13 protein-coding genes are annotated in these 15,941 nt (G+C 71.6%); 5 read left to right on the plus strand and 8 right to left on the minus strand.

Features of this window, described 5'->3' with window-relative positions; all coding sequences use genetic code 11:
- Positions 1–29 precede the first annotated feature (29 nt).
- From AC3RJ7_RS07490 to AC3RJ7_RS07520, 7 genes are all read right to left on the minus strand, one after another.
- Positions 30–254, minus strand: a complete 225-nt coding sequence (locus tag AC3RJ7_RS07490) for a hypothetical protein (RefSeq protein ID WP_491455157.1) — start codon at positions 252–254, stop codon at positions 30–32.
- Complete coding sequence (locus AC3RJ7_RS07495; RefSeq protein WP_491455158.1) at positions 254–700, minus strand: GNAT family N-acetyltransferase; 447 nt, start codon at positions 698–700, stop codon at positions 254–256. Before AC3RJ7_RS07495 ends, AC3RJ7_RS07490 begins: the two co-directional genes overlap by 1 nt.
- Positions 701–708: 8 nt before the next feature.
- Complete coding sequence (valS, locus tag AC3RJ7_RS07500; RefSeq protein WP_491455159.1) at positions 709–3,291, minus strand: valine--tRNA ligase; 2,583 nt, start codon at positions 3,289–3,291, stop codon at positions 709–711.
- A 117-nt stretch (positions 3,292–3,408) separates the two neighbouring features.
- Complete coding sequence (locus AC3RJ7_RS07505; protein WP_491455160.1) at positions 3,409–5,115, minus strand: dipeptide ABC transporter ATP-binding protein; 1,707 nt, start codon at positions 5,113–5,115, stop codon at positions 3,409–3,411.
- Positions 5,112–5,978, minus strand: coding sequence for an ABC transporter permease (locus tag AC3RJ7_RS07510; RefSeq protein ID WP_491455161.1), 867 nt, complete (start codon positions 5,976–5,978; stop codon positions 5,112–5,114). Before AC3RJ7_RS07510 ends, AC3RJ7_RS07505 begins: the two co-directional genes overlap by 4 nt.
- On the minus strand, positions 5,975–7,003 hold the full coding sequence (locus AC3RJ7_RS07515) for an ABC transporter permease (protein WP_491455162.1): 1,029 nt from the start codon (positions 7,001–7,003) through the stop codon (positions 5,975–5,977). The genes AC3RJ7_RS07510 and AC3RJ7_RS07515 overlap by 4 nt, the downstream gene beginning before the upstream one ends.
- A complete protein-coding gene (locus AC3RJ7_RS07520) occupies positions 6,981–8,639 on the minus strand; it encodes an ABC transporter substrate-binding protein (protein ID WP_491455163.1) in 1,659 nt (552 codons plus the stop codon). The genes AC3RJ7_RS07515 and AC3RJ7_RS07520 overlap by 23 nt, the downstream gene beginning before the upstream one ends.
- 126 nt (positions 8,640–8,765) lie before the next feature.
- On the opposite strand from AC3RJ7_RS07520, the gene AC3RJ7_RS07525 reads away from it, so the two are divergent.
- From AC3RJ7_RS07525 to ndk, 5 genes are all read left to right on the plus strand, one after another.
- Entirely contained in the window at positions 8,766–9,182 is a 417-nt protein-coding gene (locus AC3RJ7_RS07525; protein WP_491455164.1) for a GntR family transcriptional regulator, read from the plus strand.
- A gap of 249 nt (positions 9,183–9,431) precedes the next feature.
- Entirely contained in the window at positions 9,432–12,731 is a 3,300-nt protein-coding gene (ileS, locus tag AC3RJ7_RS07530) for an isoleucine--tRNA ligase (protein ID WP_491455165.1), read from the plus strand.
- Entirely contained in the window at positions 12,728–14,092 is a 1,365-nt protein-coding gene (locus AC3RJ7_RS07535) for a bifunctional folylpolyglutamate synthase/dihydrofolate synthase (protein ID WP_491455166.1), read from the plus strand. The genes ileS and AC3RJ7_RS07535 overlap by 4 nt, the downstream gene beginning before the upstream one ends.
- On the plus strand, positions 14,089–14,568 hold the full coding sequence (locus AC3RJ7_RS07540) for a DUF4233 domain-containing protein (protein ID WP_491455167.1): 480 nt from the start codon (positions 14,089–14,091) through the stop codon (positions 14,566–14,568). The genes AC3RJ7_RS07535 and AC3RJ7_RS07540 overlap by 4 nt, the downstream gene beginning before the upstream one ends.
- Positions 14,565–14,987 carry a nucleoside-diphosphate kinase gene (ndk, locus tag AC3RJ7_RS07545; protein ID WP_491455168.1) on the plus strand — a complete coding sequence of 141 codons (423 nt, stop codon included), beginning with the start codon at positions 14,565–14,567 and terminating at the stop codon, positions 14,985–14,987. Before AC3RJ7_RS07540 ends, ndk begins: the two co-directional genes overlap by 4 nt.
- Before the next feature lie 178 nt (positions 14,988–15,165).
- Here ndk and AC3RJ7_RS07550 read toward each other — a convergent pair whose 3' ends face one another.
- Entirely contained in the window at positions 15,166–15,786 is a 621-nt protein-coding gene (locus tag AC3RJ7_RS07550) for a vitamin K epoxide reductase family protein (protein ID WP_491455169.1), read from the minus strand.
- Between the last annotated feature and the right edge of the window lie 155 nt (positions 15,787–15,941).

The following is a 15,941-nucleotide window of genomic DNA, read 5'->3' on the forward strand; positions in this document are numbered from 1 at the left end:
CTAGAAGCCTGATCGATTCGCGGGGCGACTCACCAGTCCTCGTCGGCGTCGAGCGCGTCGGCGATGACCTCGCGCACGACGGTGCCGTCGTCGAGTTCGGCGATCGGCCGGCCCTCGAGCCAGGTGAGCGTCCAGTGCCGCCCTGTGGGGTCTCCCTCGAACGCGGCCTCCGCCGCAGCGATGCGGGGCCGGAGGTCGCCCGGCACCGAGACCGGAGGCTCGCTGCCGAACGCCCACCTCGTGCCGAGGCGCATCAGGCGCCCATCTCGTACATCACCCAGTGGGTGCGCTTGGCGAGACGGTCGTAGAGCTGCTGGGCGGTCTCGTTGTCGTCGGCCGTGATCCACGCGACGCCGCCATGGCCGACCTCGGCCGCGCGCGCATGCACGAACTCGATGAGTGCGCGCCCGGTGCCGGTTCCGCGCTGCGACTCCACGACGTACAGGTCGTCGAGGAACATGCCGTGGGTTGCGCTCAGGGTCTCGGGGACCTGGCGGAAGTGCGCGAGGCCCACGGGCGTGCCCTCGTCGTCGACGGCGAGCGCCGCCTGCAGCGGGTTGTGCTCGTCGCGCAGCCAGTTCCAGACGATGAGCGCCTTCTGGTCGTCGAGCTCGGTCTCGTAGAACGTGCAGTACGCCTCGAAGAGCGGCAGCCACCCGAAGAAGTCGTCGTCCTCGGCCATCCGGATCTCGTTGGTCATGGTTCCCCCTACTCGGACGCCGCCTCGAAGACGACGTCGCGGACTGCGAACTCCTCCGCCTCGGTGAAGGCGAGTTCGGCGATGCGGCCGACGGCGCGCAGGTCGGACGCCACGTGCTCGAGCAGCTCGACCGTCGCGGCCGGCGCGGCGATCGTCGCGTGCGCGACGGGCGTCTTCTGCGACGCCTTGACGTCGGTCTTGGCCCGTCGGATCCCGGTGAGGGCGAGGCTCGCGAGCTCGAGGAGCTCACCGCTCGCCTCGCCGCGTGCGGCGAGCTCGTCGACGGTCGGCCAGGCGGCCCGGTGCACAGAACCGTCGTGCGACCAGCGCCACGCCTCTTCGGTGGCGAACGGGATCACCGGGGCGAAGAGCCGCAGCAGCACGCCGAGCGCCGTCTTCAGCGCCGCGACGGCGGACGCCTGCGCGGGGCTCGGCTCGCCGTAGGCGCGCTCCTTGACGAGTTCGAGGTAGTCGTCGCAGAACGTCCAGAAGAAGGTCTCGGCGACCTCGAGCGCACGGGCGTGGTCGTAGGCGTCGAGCGCGCGGGTGGCGCGGTCGACCACCGTGGTGAGCTCTGCGAGCATGCTGCGGTCGATCGGCACGGTCACGGCGGCATCGGCGGCGCCCTCGAAGCCGAGGATGAACTTCGCCGCGTTGAGGACCTTGATCGCCAGGCGACGGCCGATCTTGACCTGCGTCGGGTTCTGCGGATCGAAGGCGGCGTCGGTGCCGAGGCGGCTCGACGCGGCCCAGTAGCGCACGGCGTCGGAGCCGTGCTGCTCGAGGAGCCCCGCGGGCGTCACGACGTTGCCCTTCGACTTCGACATCTTCTTGCGGTCGGGGTCGACGATGAAGCCCGAGATGGCCGCGTTCGACCACGGGGCGACGCCGTGCTCGAGCTCGGCGCGCAGCGTCGTCGAGAAGAGCCACGTGCGGATGATGTCCTGGCCCTGCGGGCGCAGCGAGTAGGGGAACACGAGGTTCCACAGCTCGGGGTCGCGCTCCCAGCCGCCCGCGAGCTGCGGGGTGAGCGACGAGGTCGCCCAGGTGTCCATGACGTCGTGCTCACCGACGAAGCCACCGGGCTCGCCGCGCTGCGCCTCGTCGTAACCGGGTGCGGGCGCCGAGGAGGGGTCGACCGGCAGCAGGTCCCGGGTGGCGACGATCGGCTCGTCGAACACGGGGTCGCCCTGGGCGTCGAGCGGGTACCAGACGGGGATCGGCACGCCGAAGAAGCGCTGGCGCGACACGAGCCAGTCGCCCGAGAGACCGCCGACCCAGTTCTCGTAGCGGACGCGCATGAAGTCGGGGTGCCAGTCGATCTCGCGGCCGTGCGAGAGGAGCCGCTCGCGAAGCGCCTCGTCGCGAGCGCCGTTCTTGATGTACCACTGGCGCGTCGAGACGATCTCGAGCGGCTTGTCGCCCTTCTCGAAGAACTTCACCGGGTGCGTGATCGACTTCGGGTCGGCGAGCAGGTCGCCCGAGTCGCGCAGCTGCTGCACGACCGCCTGCTTGGCGCTGAACGTGGTCTTGCCGGCGAGCTCGGCGTAGGCGGCGCGGCCGGCCTCGGACGTGATCGCCTCGGGCGCCTCGGCGATGACGCGGCCGTCGAAGCCGATGATGGCCCGGTTGGGGAGGTCGAGCTCGCGCCACCACACGACGTCGGTGACGTCGCCGAAGGTGCAGATCATGGCGATGCCGGTGCCCTTGTCCTTCTGGGCGAGGTGGTGCGCGACGACCGGCACCTCGACGCCGAACACGGGCGTGGTCACGGTCGTGCCGAACAGCGGCTGGTAGCGCTCGTCGTCGGGGTGGGCCACGAGCGCGACGCACGCGGGGATGAGCTCGGGCCGGCTCGTCTCGATCTCGACGACGCCGCCGTCGGGGCGGTGGAACGACACCCGGTGGTAGTGGCCCGGCTGCTCGCGGTCTTCGAGCTCGGCCTGGGCGACCGCGGTGCGGAACGTGATGTCCCACAGGGTCGGTGCGAGCGCCTGGTACGCCTCGCCCCGTTCGACGTTGCGGATGAAGGCGAGCTGGGAGGTGAACAGGGCTTCGTCGGCGATCGTGCGGTACGACTGGGTCCAGTCGACCGAGAGCCCGAGCATGCGCCAGAGCGCCTCGAACTGCTGCTCGTCCTCGACGGTGAGCCGCTCGCAGAGCTCGATGAAGTTGCGGCGCGAGATCGGTACCTGGTCGGCGGCCTTCGTGGACTTGCCGTCGCCGCCCTCGAACGGCGGGACGAAGCCCTCGACGTACGGCAGTGTGGGGTCGCAGCGCACGCCGTAGTAGTTCTGCACGCGACGCTCGGTCGGCAGGCCGTTGTCGTCCCAGCCCATCGGGTAGAACACGCTCATGCCCCGCATGCGCTGGAAGCGCGCCACGACGTCGGTGTGCGTGTACGAGAACACGTGGCCGATGTGCAGCGAGCCAGAGGCCGTCGGCGGGGGAGTGTCGATCGAGTAGATGCACTCGCGCGTGGCCGAGTCGCGGTCGAACCGGTACGTGCCCTCGCGCTCCCACGCGCCTCCCCAGACCGATTCGAGGCCTTCGAGAGCGGGCTTGTCGGGAATGCGCGGGGTGTCGGTCATGATGCTCCGGTTCGATATCTGCGGCACCGAGTCCGTGATGAGGTGCCTGAATGTGACGCTCAAGCCTAGCGGAGCGCGGCGGGGAATGCCCGGTGAGGCCGGGTCGCGGCGGCGCGGTCAGCGCACGAGGCGAGGGGCGTCGGCGAGGAGGCGTGCGGTGTACGGATGCTCGGGGGCGACGAGGACGCGGTCGGCGGGGCCCTGTTCGACGAGCCGCCCGGCGTGCATCACCGCGACCCGATCGGCCATGTGACCGACGACGCCGAGGTCGTGCGAGATGAAGAGCATCGCGAGGCCGGCCTCGCGCTGCAGTTCGTCGAGCAGGTCGAGGATCTGCGCCTGGATCGTGACGTCGAGCGCGGAGACCGGCTCGTCGCAGACGAGGAGTTCGGGCCTGGCCGCGATCGCGCGTGCGATCGCCACGCGCTGCCGTTGCCCGCCGGAGAGGGTGAGCGGCTCACGGTGCGCGACGTCGGCCGCGAGGCCGACCCGGTCGAGGAGCCGGGCGATGCGACGGGCCCGGCCGGCGCGCGCGCCGGCGCGCTCGATGATCGGGGATGCCGCGGCGTCACGCGCATCGGCATCGGCATCGGCATCGGCATCGGCGAGGATGCGGCCGACGGTCCAGCGCGGGTCGAAGGAGCTCAGCGCGTCCTGGTAGATCGCGCCGATGCGCCTGCGGCGGGGCCGCCGTGCGGGCTCGTCGAGTTCCGACCACGCCTCGCTGTCGAACGCGATCGTCCCGCTGTCGGGTCGGGTCAGGGCGAGCACGAGTCGGGCGAGGGTCGACTTGCCCGAGCCCGACTCGCCCACGAGTCCCACGGTCTCGCCCCGCGCGACCACGAGCGACACGTCCTCGACCGCCGCGAACCGGCGACGCCCGGGAGCGCTGAACGACTTGCCGACGCGGTCGACGACGAGGAGCGGCGCCGTCGTGCCGCCGTCGGAGGGCCCGGCCGGCGCGGAGGTCCCGACGAGGGGACTCGCAGCCGGATCCGACGGCGCTGCGGGTCGCGGGCGGGAGAGCGCGACGCCGCGCGGGACGTCGGTCGGCACGGCGGCGATGAGCCGACGGGTGTAGGGGTCGGCCGGCGCGCCGAGCACCTCGTCCGTCGGCCCGCGCTCCAGTACGCGGCCGCCCCGCATCACGAGGACCCGATCGGCGAGTCGCGAGACGACGGCGAGGTCGTGACTGATGAGCAGCAGGCCCGTGCCGCGTTCGCGGATCGCCAGGAGCAGGTCGAGCACGCGCGCCTGGACGGTCGCATCGAGCGCGGTGGTCGGCTCGTCGGCGATGAGCAGGGGCGGCTCGAGCGCGAGCGCCGCCGCGATGAGCGCGCGCTGGCGCAGCCCGCCCGAGAGCTCGCCCGACCGCTGGCGCGCGGCCGACGCCGGGTGGGGCATCCCGACGGCGTCGAGCAGCTCGAGCACGCGAGCGCGGCGCTCGGCACGAGGCATCCGCTCATGGAGCCGCAGGGCGTCCTCGACCTCGCGGCCGACCGGTCGGAGCGGGTCGAGCGCGACCAGTGCGTCCTGCAGCACGAGGCCGGCGGTGCGCCCGCGCACGGCGCGCCACTCGCGTTCGGACGCGGCACGCAGGTCGCGGCCCGCGAGGCGGAGCACGCGCGCTTCGACGCGCGCACGGTCGCCGGCCATGCCGAGCAGGCTGCGCGCGGTCACCGACTTGCCCGACCCGGACTCGCCCACGAGGGCGACGCATTCGCCCGGATCGACGCTGAACGAGACGCCGTCGACCACGCGCGTCGCGCCGAACTCGACGGTGAGCCCGTCGACCTCGAGCAGCGGAGATCCCGTCGTGCTCACCGGACGCCCCGTTCCCGCCGGGCGAGCGCGCGGCCGAGCACGGTCGTCGCGATCGTCGTGCCGACGATCATGAGGCCCGGGAACACCGTCATCCACCACGCGGTCGCGAGGTAGGTGCGTCCGGCGGAGAGCATGGCACCCCACTCGGGTGCCGGCGGCTCGGCGCCGAGTCCGAGGTAGCTGAGTGCCGACGCCCACACGATCGCCTGGCCGATGCCGAGCGTCGCGAGCACGACGAGCGGCAGGAGCGCGTTCGGCAGGATGTGGACGCCGAGGATGCGCGGACGCGAACGGCCCAGCACGGTGGCCGCCTCGACGTACGGGGCGGTGCGGATCGAGATGAGCTGTCCGCGGATGATGCGGGCATAGCCGGGCGCCGTCGAGAGCCCCACGGCGATCGTCGCGGTCACCGGCCCCGGCCCGGCGACGACGATCACGAGCAGTGCGAGCAGCAGGCCGGGGAAGGCGAAGAGCACCTCGACGAGGCGGCCGATCCCGAAGTCGACCGTCCGGCCGCCGAAGCTCGCCGCGACGCCGAGCAGCAGCCCGAGCGCGAGCCCGATCGCGGTGGCGGCGACCCCGATGGCGAGCGAGGTCGCCGTGCCGGCGACCACCCGGCTGTAGATGTCCCGTCCGGACTCGTCCGTGCCGAACCAGTGCACCGCCGACGGCGGCGCGAACGCGTCGGCCGGGGCGATCGCGGTCGGGTCGTAGGTCTCGAGGAGGGAGGGGAAGCACGTCGCCACGAGGAGGAAGACGGCGAAGGCGCCGGCCACGAGCGTGCCGATGCGCGGCCGGCCCGTGCGACGGGTGTGTGCGACCGCCGCGTCGACCGTCGCCTGCTGGAGCTCGAGGTCGCTCATCCTCTCGCCTCCCCGGCGAGGCGCGGATCGGCGATGCGCATCGCGAGGTCGGTCACGACCGTCATGATCACGTAGACGAGCGCGACGAGCAGCACGACGCCCGTCACGACCGGGATGTCGCGGAGCGTCACCGCCTGGAGCAGGGTGCGCCCGAGCCCGGGCATCGCGAAGATCGTCTCGACGACGACGGCGCCCGAGAGCAGCCACCCGAGCGCCCAGCCCGACAGGCCGATCGCGGGCAGGGCCGCATGACGGAGGGTGTGCCGCAGCCGGATGCCGAGCGCGCTCTCGCCGCGGGCGCGCGCCGAGACGACGAACGGCTGCCGCATCGCCTCGAGCAGGCTCTCCCGCATGATCTGCGCGAGGAAGCCGGCGAGCGGCACGGCGAGCGTCACGACCGGGAGGACGAGCCCGACGGGCGTCCCGGTCGACACGGGCGGCAGCCACCCGAGCCCGGAGCTGAACACGGCGATCAGCACGGCCGCGAGGAAGAAGTGCGGCAGGGCCGCCGAGACGAGCTCGACGCCCTGGCCGATCGCGGCGGCGAGCCGGCCCCGGCCCGTCGACCAGAGCGACAGGAGCGTCGCGAGCACCCACGCGAGCGCGAGCGCGCACACGGCGAGCAGCAGGGTGCCGCCGACCTGCGCGCCGAGGAGCTCGGCGACGGGGACCTTGAGGGCGTACGAGCTGCCGAGGTCGCCCGTGACGAGACGGCCGAGCATCGCGAAGTACTGCACGGCGAGCGGCTGGTCGAGCCCGTAGTCCCGGCGCACCTGGTCGAGCGCCTCCTGGGACGCCTGCGACCCCGGCCCGCCGAGGATCGCCTGCGCCGGGTCGCCCGGGATCAGCCGGATGGCGAAGAACGTGAGCGTCGCGACCGCCCACATGACGAAGACCGCGCCGCCGACCAGCAGTGCGAGGTGGCGTGCGGCAGGCCCGGCTCCGCGGGCGGCCGGGCGACCGGTCGACGGCGGGGATGCCTCGCCGTCGACCGGCGCCGTGTCAGTCGGCGATCCAGGCGTCATAGAAGGTCGGCGTCGACACGGTCGGCAGCGCGCGGGCGCCGTGCACCGACTTCGCGACGAGGAAGCTGTTCTGCTGGTCGTAGAGCGGCAGCAGGTAGTGGCCGCCGAGGATGAGCTCCTGCGCCCGCTCGTACAGGTCGGCCCGTTCGCCGGGGTCGCTCGTCGAGGCCGCGTCGGTCAGCAGCGCGTCGATCTCGGGATCGTCCACCTGCGCGAGGTTGGCGAAGTAGCCGCTCGGCGCGGGGGTGATGCTGTCGGAGTGGTAGAGGATGCGCAGCACGTCGGGGCCGACCTTCGTGTAGGGCGCGCTCACGATCTCGTACTCGTGGGCGAAGAGCGCCCCGTACCAGCTCGACAGGTCGAGCAGCGAGATCTGCACGTCGAAGCCGGCCTCCTTGGCGTTCGCCTGCACCTGCTCGAAGAGCGACTGCTCGGCCGGCACCGACTGGTTGGTGCTCACGGGGAAGCGCAGCACGAGCCGCTCGCCGTCCTTCATGCGGGTGCCGTCGTCGTCGCGCTCGGTCCAGCCGGCCTCGTCGAGCAGCGCGTTCGCCGCCTCGAGGTCGGTCGCGAACAGGTCGGGGTCGGAGTAGGCGAGCGCTTCGACGGAGGAGAGCGCCGAGTAGGAGCGCTCGGCGGTGCCGAAGTACAGCGCGTCGATGCCCTCGTCGACGGCGGCGGCGGCGATGAACGCCTCGCGCACGCGCTCGTCGTCGAAGGGCGCCTGGCCCGAGTTGAGCTCGATGCGGTTGGAAGCGCCGGGGCGGGGTGCGTCGATCCAGACGGGATCGCCCGACTTCTCGGCCGCGGCCGCCGTGTCGGGCTGCGGGTTGTCGATGACGTCGACCTGGCCGCCCTGGAGTGCGGCGTAGCGGGAGGCGGCGTCGGGGATGAACCGCCAGTCGATCGCCTCGAGGTAGGCGGCGCCCTCGTGCCCGGCGTCGGCGGGCGGCGAGACGTAGTCGTCGTTCCGGACGAGCGAGACCCGCTCCTGCTTCACCCAGCCGTCGACGACGAACGGGCCGGTGCCGACGGGCGCCTGGCAGTTCTCCTCCATGCCGCGGGCGAGGCCGGCGGGCGACTCGATGGCGAGCCAGGGCTGCGAGAGCGATTCGAGCAGGGCGCTGTCGGGCACCGTCAGCACGAACCGGGCGACGTCGGGGGAGACGACCTCGACCCGGTCGACCTTGCCGAGCGCGAGGTAGCCGGTCGACGACTGCGTCGCCGGGTCCTTGAGGTGCTCGACGTTGGCTTTGACGGCCTCGGCGTCGAACGGCGTGCCGTCGGTGAACTCGACGTCGTCGCGGAGCGTGAACTCCCAGCTCAGGCCGTCGTCGGCGGCCTCCCACGACTCGGCGAGCCACGGGATGATCTCGCCCGACTCGTCGCGGGAGACGAGCGACTCGAGGAACTGGCTCGCGAGGAGCGCCTGCGGGTAGTTGCCGCCGACGTGGGGGTCGAGGCACGTCGGTTCGGCGTCGCCCGAGGCGTAGCGCAGGGTGCCGCCCGAGACGGGCTCGTCGGAGGCGTCGGGCTCGGCGGCCTGGCAGCCGGCCAGCACGACGGCGCCGGCGAGCGCGACGGCGGCGAGCCCGAGCGTGCGCGGGCGGCGGAGGGTGCGGAGTGCAGCGTGCATCGAAATCCTCGGAAGGGGGAGATGGAATCGGGCCGGGACGGCGTCGGCCCTGAGCCATCCTGACACCGTGTCACGGCCCCGACAAGCAACTTGTTCGCATTGCAATAGAACAATTAGGCTGACACGGTGCTGATCCGACTCGACCCCGCCTCGCCGACGCCGCTCGCCGACCAGCTCGCCTCCGCGCTCCGGTCGTCGATCATCGACGGTCGACTCTCGGGCGGCGAGCGACTGCCGGCGGCGCGCACGCTCGCGTCGGAGCTCGGCGTCAACGTGCACACGGTGCTGCGCGCGTACCACCGGCTCCGCGACGAGCGACTCATCGAGGTGCATCGAGGCCGGGGCGCCGTGGTGGCCGTCCGCATCGGCGGCCATGCCGCGCTCGCGGGCGCCGTGCACGACCTCGTCGACGAGGCCCGCGAGCACGGACTGCCCGAGGCGGCGCTGCTCGAACTCGTCCGCGCCGCGTACCGCTCGGCCCCGCAGATCGGCGTCGTGCGCCCGATGCGTCCGACGGGCCCGCCCTCGACACGGTATTCTTGACGGCAACGACGTCGATCCGGCCATCACCGGGGAGTCTTCGGAAGAACGCGGTCCTCGTTCGCTGAGCCTGTCGAAGCGAGCGTCGACCGTCACTAGAACCGAACGGGGCGGCCCGTCACAGCCGGCAATGAGGGGCGAATCGGTCGGCGACCCTGTCGGAGGCCGATTCGCAAACGAGGTGGTACCGCGGTGGCGGCTCGATCGAGCGGCCGGCGTCCTCGTGAAGCATCCGTCCCACAAGGAGCGAGCGTGTACCCCCGTACCCCACACGACCACGGTGTCGCCCCCTCACCAGACTTCCCCGCCGTCGAGCGCGAGGTGCTCGCCTTCTGGAAGGCCGACGGCACCTTCCAGGCCTCGATCGACCAGCGCCAGGGCGCGCCCGAGTGGGTGTTCTACGACGGCCCGCCGTTCGCCAACGGGCTGCCCCACTACGGCCACCTGCTGACCGGCTACGCGAAGGACCTGTTCCCGCGGTTCCAGACCATGCGCGGCCACCAGGTCCACCGCCGATTCGGGTGGGACACGCACGGCCTTCCCGCCGAGCTCGAGGCCGAGCGCCAGCTCGGCATCACCGACAAGAGCGAGATCGAGGAGATGGGCATCGCGGCGTTCAACCGCGCCGCGCGCGAGTCGGTGCTGCGGTACACGAAGGAGTGGGAGGAGTACGTCACCCGCCAGGCCCGCTGGGTCGACTTCGAGAACGACTACAAGACCCTCGACGTAACGTTCATGGAGAGCGTGATCTGGGCCTTCAAGACGCTCTACGACAAGGGCCTCGCCTACGAGGGCCATCGCGTGCTGCCGTACTGCTGGCGCGACCAGACGCCGCTCTCGAACCACGAGCTGCGCATGGACGACGACGTCTACAAGATGCGCCAGGACCAGACGGTCACGGTGACCTTCCCGCTCACCGGCGCGAAGGCCGAGTCGCTCGGGCTCACCGCCGTGCGCGCGCTCGCATGGACGACGACGCCGTGGACGCTGCCGACGAACTTCGCGCTCGCCGTCGGCCCCGACATCGAATACGCCGTGGTGCCCGCCGGTCCGAACGGCACGCCCGACGCGACCGTGCTCCGCGAGCAGGCCGAGGGCGGCGAGGCGCCCGAGGTGCTCGGCGGCGAGTACCTGCTCGCCCTCGACCTCGTCGGCGGGTACGCGAAGGAACTCGGCTACGAGACGGCCGACGAGGCGCGCGCGGCGGTGTCGCGCACCGTGCTCGGCGCCGAGCTCGACGGCGTCACCTACGACCGGCTGTTCGACTACTACGCCGACGTCGAGGCCTACGGGCTGCAGAACGCCTGGCGCATCCTCGTCGCCGATTACGTCACGACCGAGGACGGCACGGGCATCGTGCACCAGGCCCCCGCCTACGGCGAGGAGGACCAGAAGATCGGCGAAGCCGCAGGCATCCCGGTCATCATCTCGCTCGACGAGGGCGGCAAGTTCCTGCCCGCCGTCACCGACGTGGCGGGCCTCCTCTGGAGCGACGCGAACAAGCCGCTCACGCAGCTGCTCAAGGCCGAGGGGCGCCTGCTCCGCCAGGCGAGCTACGAGCACTCGTACCCGCACTGCTGGCGCTGCCGCAACCCGCTCATCTACAAGGCCGTCTCGAGCTGGTTCATCAAGGTGCCCGAGTTCAAGGGCCGCATGGGCGAGCTCAACCAGGACATCAACTGGGTGCCCGACAACGTGAAGGACGGCCAGTTCGGCAAGTGGGTCGCCGGAGCCCGCGACTGGTCGATCAGCCGCAACCGGTACTGGGGCTCGCCCATCCCGGTGTGGAAGAGCGACGACCCCGAGCATCCGCGCATCGACGTGTACGGCTCGCTCGAGGAGCTCGAGCGAGACTTCGGCCGGCTGCCGCTCGGTCCCGACGGCAAGCCCGACCTGCACCGGCCGTACATCGACGAGCTCACCCGGCCGAACCCCGACGACCCGACCGGCCGCTCGACGATGCGCCGCATCACCGACATCTTCGACGTCTGGTTCGACTCGGGCTCGATGCCGTTCGCCCAGGTGCACTACCCGTTCGAGAACCGCGAGTGGTTCGACACGCACAACCCCGCCGACTTCATCGTCGAGTACATCGGCCAGACGCGCGGCTGGTTCTACGTCATGCACGTGCTCTCGACCGCGCTCTTCGACCGGCGCGCCTTCTCGAACGTCGTGAGCCACGGCATCGTGCTCGGCAGCGACGGCCAGAAGATGTCGAAGTCGCTGCGCAACTACCCCGACGTCTCGGAGGTGTTCGACCGCGACGGTTCCGACGCGATGCGCTGGTTCCTCATGTCGAGCTCGGTCCTGCGCGGCGGCAACCTCGTCGTGACCGAAGAGGGGATCCGCGAGGGCGTGCGGCAGCTCATGCTGCCGCTCTGGAGCACCTGGTACTTCTTCTCGCTCTACGCCAACACGGCGAAGGAGGGCGGCTACGAGGCATCCCGCTCGACGAGCTCGACCGACGTGCTCGACCGCTACCTGCTCGCGAAGCTGCGCGACCTCGTCGAATCGGTCACCGCCGACCTCGACGACTTCGACTCGCCGCTCGCCGCGCAGAAGCTGCGCGACTTCGGCGACGTGCTGACGAACTGGTACGTGCGCCGCTCGCGCGACCGGTTCTGGCAGGGTGTCGGCGACGACGGCTCGGGCCGCGAGGCGTTCGACACGCTGTACACGGTGCTCGAGACGCTCACGCGCCTCGCCGCGCCGCTCCTGCCGCTCGTGAGCGAGAAGGTCTGGCGCGGTCTCACCGGCGGGCGCAGCGTGCACCTGACCGACTGGCCCGAGGCGAGCGAGTTCCCGGCCGACCCGGCGCTCGTCGCCGCTATGGACGCCGTGCGCGAGATCAGCTCCACGTCGCTGTCGCTCCGCAAGCAGGCGGGTCGCCGGGTGCGGCTTCCGCTCGCCCGGCTGACCGTCGTCGGCGCGGATGCCTCGGCGCTCGCGCCGTTCGAGGCGATCCTGCGCGACGAACTCAACGTCAAGTCGGTCGAGCTCGTGCAGCTCGACGAGCAGAGCGCCGAGCGCTACGGCGTGACCAAGCGGCTCACGGTGAACGCGCGCGCCGCCGGACCCCGCCTCGGCAAGCAGGTGCAGCAGGCCATCCAGGCCGCCCGTGCGGGCGACTGGTCGCTCGACGGCGAGACCGTCGTCGCCGGCGGCATCGCCCTCGAGCCGCACGAGTACGACCTCGTCCTCGAGGCCGGGTCGGGCGACGACGAGCGGGCGCTCGGCCTCCTCGCCGACGGCGGTTTCGTGATCCTCGACACCGCGACGACCCCTGAGCTCGAGGCCGAGGGCCTCGCGCGCGACGTCGTTCGCGCGGTGCAGGAGGCGCGCAAGGCCGCCGGGCTCGAGGTCGGCGACCGCATCGCGCTGACCCTGACGCTGGACCCCGCCGGCGCATCGGCCGCAGAGGCGCACCGCGAGCTCATCGCGGGGGAGACCCTCGCGACGTCGCTCGAGGTGGTCGCCTCGGGCGACCTCGACGGCGAGGCGAAAGCCGTCGGCGACGACTCGCGACTGCTGATCGGATTGGAGCGCGCATGACCGGCCCCGACGACCTCGAGGCGCGTGACGCCGCCGATGCGGTGTACGCGTCGCTCATCGCCCGCGCGGGCGAGGGCGCCCCGCGTCCCCGGCTCGAGCCGACCCGCCGCACCGTGGAGCTGCTCGGCGACCCGCACCGGTCGGCTCCCGTGATCCACATCACGGGCACGAACGGCAAGACGTCGACGAGCCGGATGATCGAGAGCCTGCTGCGCGCCTCGGGGCTGCGGACGGGCCTGCTCACGAGCCCGCACCTCGTGCGGTTCACCGAGCGCATCCGCATCGACGGCGAGTCGATCAGCGACGAGGCGGTCGCCCGAAACTGGGAGGAGATCCTCCCGTTCATCGCGATCGTCGACGCCGAGCTCGAAGCTGCCGGAGAGCAGCCGCTGACGTACTTCGAGGCGCTCACCGTGCTCGCGTTCGCCTGCTTCGCCGACGCCCCCGTCGACGTCGTCGTGCTCGAGGTGGGCATGGGCGGCGAGTGGGACTCGACGAACGTGGCCGACGGACAGGTCGCGGTCTTCACCCCGATCGCGCTCGACCACCAGGCGCGGCTCGGTTCGACGGTCGAGGCGATCGCGCGCACGAAGTCGGGCATCATCAAGCCCGCCGCGGCCGTGGTGACGGCGCGGCAGGCCGATGCGGCGCTGCGGGTGCTCGAGGATGCCGCCGAGCTGACCGAGTCGACCCTCGCGGTCGAGGACGACGCCTTCGCGGTGGTCTCGACGGCCGTGGCCGTCGGCGGCCAGCTCGTGACGATCCGCGGCCTCGCGGGGGAGTACCGCGACGTGCTGCTGCCCATGTTCGGCGCGCACCAGGCCGAGAACGCGGCCGTCGCGGTGGCGGCCGTCGAGGCGTTCATCGGCGGCGGATCGGTGCGACTCGCCGACGAGGTCGTCGAGCGCGGTCTCGGCGAGGCGACCTCACCCGGCCGCCTGCAGGTCATCGGCACCGAGCCCACCGTCCTCGTCGATGCGGCGCACAACCCGCACGGCGCACGCTCGCTCGTCGCAGCCCTCGACGAGGTGTTCGACTTCGACGAGATCGCGGTCGTGTTCGGCGTCGTCGACGACAAGGACGCCGCCGGCATCGTGGCCGAGCTCGCCGCGATCACCGGCCCGTTCCTCGTGACCGCGCCCGAGTCGGACCGGGCGCTGCCCGCCGACGCGCTCGCGCCGATCGTCGCCGCCCGCGCGGGAGACCGCGTCACCGTCGCCGAACGACTCGACGACGCACTCGAGCAGGCGCGGGACTGGGCCGCCGCCGAGCCGAAGCGAGCGGTGCTCGTCACCGGCTCGATCGTGCTCGTCGGCGAGGCCATGGCGTACGCCGAAGACCACGAATGGGGCGGCGCATGAGCGGCGACGACGTGCCGGCCGCCGGCGGCGCACCCGGCGCCGAGGATGGGCCGGGCCCCGACGGCGGGGCCGCGGCGCCCGCACGCCCGCAGCGATCGATCCGCCAGAGCCTCGCCGCGATCGTGCTCGCCTTCGAGACGATCGTGGTCTTCCTCGCGGCGCTCGTCGTCTGGGGTCTCGCGCAGGGCGACGCCGCACTGGGGGTCGAATCAACGCTTCCGCCGTGGATCGCGCTCGTCGCGGGCGGCGTCATCATTCTCGGCCTGATCGCGACGATCGGCCTGCTGCGCTTCGACTGGGCGTACACGCTCGGCTGGGTGCTGCAGGTGCTCATCATCGCCTCTGGCTTCATCAACCCGGCGATGTTCGTCGTCGGGGCGCTATTCGGCGGCATGTGGTGGTACTGCATGGTCGCCGGGAGCCGGATCGACCGACAGCGCGCGGAATTCACCGCGCCGGGGAAGGAACAGCAATGACCACTGCGATCGAAGAGACCCTCGTGCTCGTGAAGCCCGACGGCGTCGCGCGCAACCTGACCGGCGAGATCCTGCGCCGCATCGAGGCGAAGGGCTACTCGCTCGTCGACATCCGGCTCGTGCAGGCCGACCGCGCACTGCTCGCGAAGCACTACGCCGAGCACGAGGGCAAGCCGTTCTACGAGCCCCTCGTCGAGTTCATGGAGTCGGGTCCCGTCGTGGCGATCCGCGTCGCCGGCAACCGCGTGATCGAGGGCTTCCGCGTGCTCGCGGGCACGACCGACCCGACGACCGCGGCACCGGGCACGATCCGCGGCGACTTCGGTCGTGACTGGGGCCTCAAGGTGCAGCAGAACCTCGTGCACGGATCCGACTCGCCCGAGTCGGCCGAGCGCGAGCTCGCCCTCTGGTTCGCCTGACCACCCGGTCGGTCGAGTAGCGAGCGACTCCGGAGCACGCGTATCGAGACCGCGTTGCGGGTGGTCTCGATACGCTCCTTCGTCGCTACTCGACCGACTCGTTCGTCGCTGCTCGACCGACTCCTTCGTCGCTACTCGACCGACTCTTTCGTCGCTGCTCGGCCGACGTGACGGAGCCTCAGAGGTTCTGCAGGTCGATCATGACCCGGGGGATCGCGTTCATCTGCGCCTGCGCGAGCACGATGACGATCGCGTAGCAGACGACGGTGATGAGCGGGATCCACTTCATCCAGGTCGCGGCAAGGCTGCGGATGCGTGCCGAGACGGGAATACGTCCCTCGCGCAGGTTGTCGAGCGTCACGGCCCAGAACGTGGGGATCGTGACCGCCCAGGTGAGCATGCACCACGGGCAGAGCACGTCGAGCACGTAGATGCTCTGGAAGATGAGCCAGCCGACGAAGACCAGTGCGCCGGCGACGCCGACGTTGAAGCCGATCCAGAACCAGCGGGCGAACGTCGCTCCCGCCAGGATCGCGACGGCGATCGTGATGACCACCGGCCACGCCATGAGCCCGATGAACGGGTTCGGGAAGCCGAACACGGCGCCCTGCCACGAAGCCAGGTTGGTGCTGCACCCCACGAGCACGCCGACGTTGCAGTTCGGGATGTGGCTGGGATCCTGCAGCGTGAGGACCTTCTCGACCGAGAGCTCGAACGCCGCGAGCAGCCCGAGGGCGCCGGCGATGATGAGGAAGATCGCGAGGGCGAGCGGCTTCGGGCGCTCGGCGGTGTCGGGCATGCTCGGATTATGGCATGCCGATTCCCCACGTCGCTGTCAGAGCATGCGATAATCGAGGGAGTCGTCCGGGCCGCGCCCGGAACGGCGCCAACGAAGGCTTTGAGGATGCGATGCATCCGAGTGGGCGGGAGAAACCCGCAAGACGTGGCGATCAC

The sequence above is a fragment of the Agromyces solani genome (assembly GCF_058349925.1).

Bases quoted from the DNA above. Each gene is read 5' to 3' on its own strand.
- AC3RJ7_RS07490 (WP_491455157.1), bottom strand. From the start codon at position 254: ATGCGCCTCGGCACGAGGTGGGCGTTCGGCAGCGAGCCTCCGGTCTCG.
- AC3RJ7_RS07495 (WP_491455158.1), bottom strand. From the start codon at position 700: ATGACCAACGAGATCCGGATGGCCGAGGACGACGACTTCTTCGGGTGG.
- valS (WP_491455159.1), bottom strand. From the start codon at position 3,291: ATGACCGACACCCCGCGCATTCCCGACAAGCCCGCTCTCGAAGGCCTC.
- AC3RJ7_RS07510 (WP_491455161.1), bottom strand. From the start codon at position 5,978: ATGAGCGACCTCGAGCTCCAGCAGGCGACGGTCGACGCGGCGGTCGCA.
- AC3RJ7_RS07515 (WP_491455162.1), bottom strand. From the start codon at position 7,003: ATGACGCCTGGATCGCCGACTGACACGGCGCCGGTCGACGGCGAGGCA.
- AC3RJ7_RS07520 (WP_491455163.1), bottom strand. From the start codon at position 8,639: ATGCACGCTGCACTCCGCACCCTCCGCCGCCCGCGCACGCTCGGGCTC.
- AC3RJ7_RS07535 (WP_491455166.1), top strand. From the start codon at position 12,728: ATGACCGGCCCCGACGACCTCGAGGCGCGTGACGCCGCCGATGCGGTG.
- AC3RJ7_RS07540 (WP_491455167.1), top strand. From the start codon at position 14,089: ATGAGCGGCGACGACGTGCCGGCCGCCGGCGGCGCACCCGGCGCCGAG.
- ndk (WP_491455168.1), top strand. From the start codon at position 14,565: ATGACCACTGCGATCGAAGAGACCCTCGTGCTCGTGAAGCCCGACGGC.
- AC3RJ7_RS07550 (WP_491455169.1), bottom strand. From the start codon at position 15,786: ATGCCCGACACCGCCGAGCGCCCGAAGCCGCTCGCCCTCGCGATCTTC.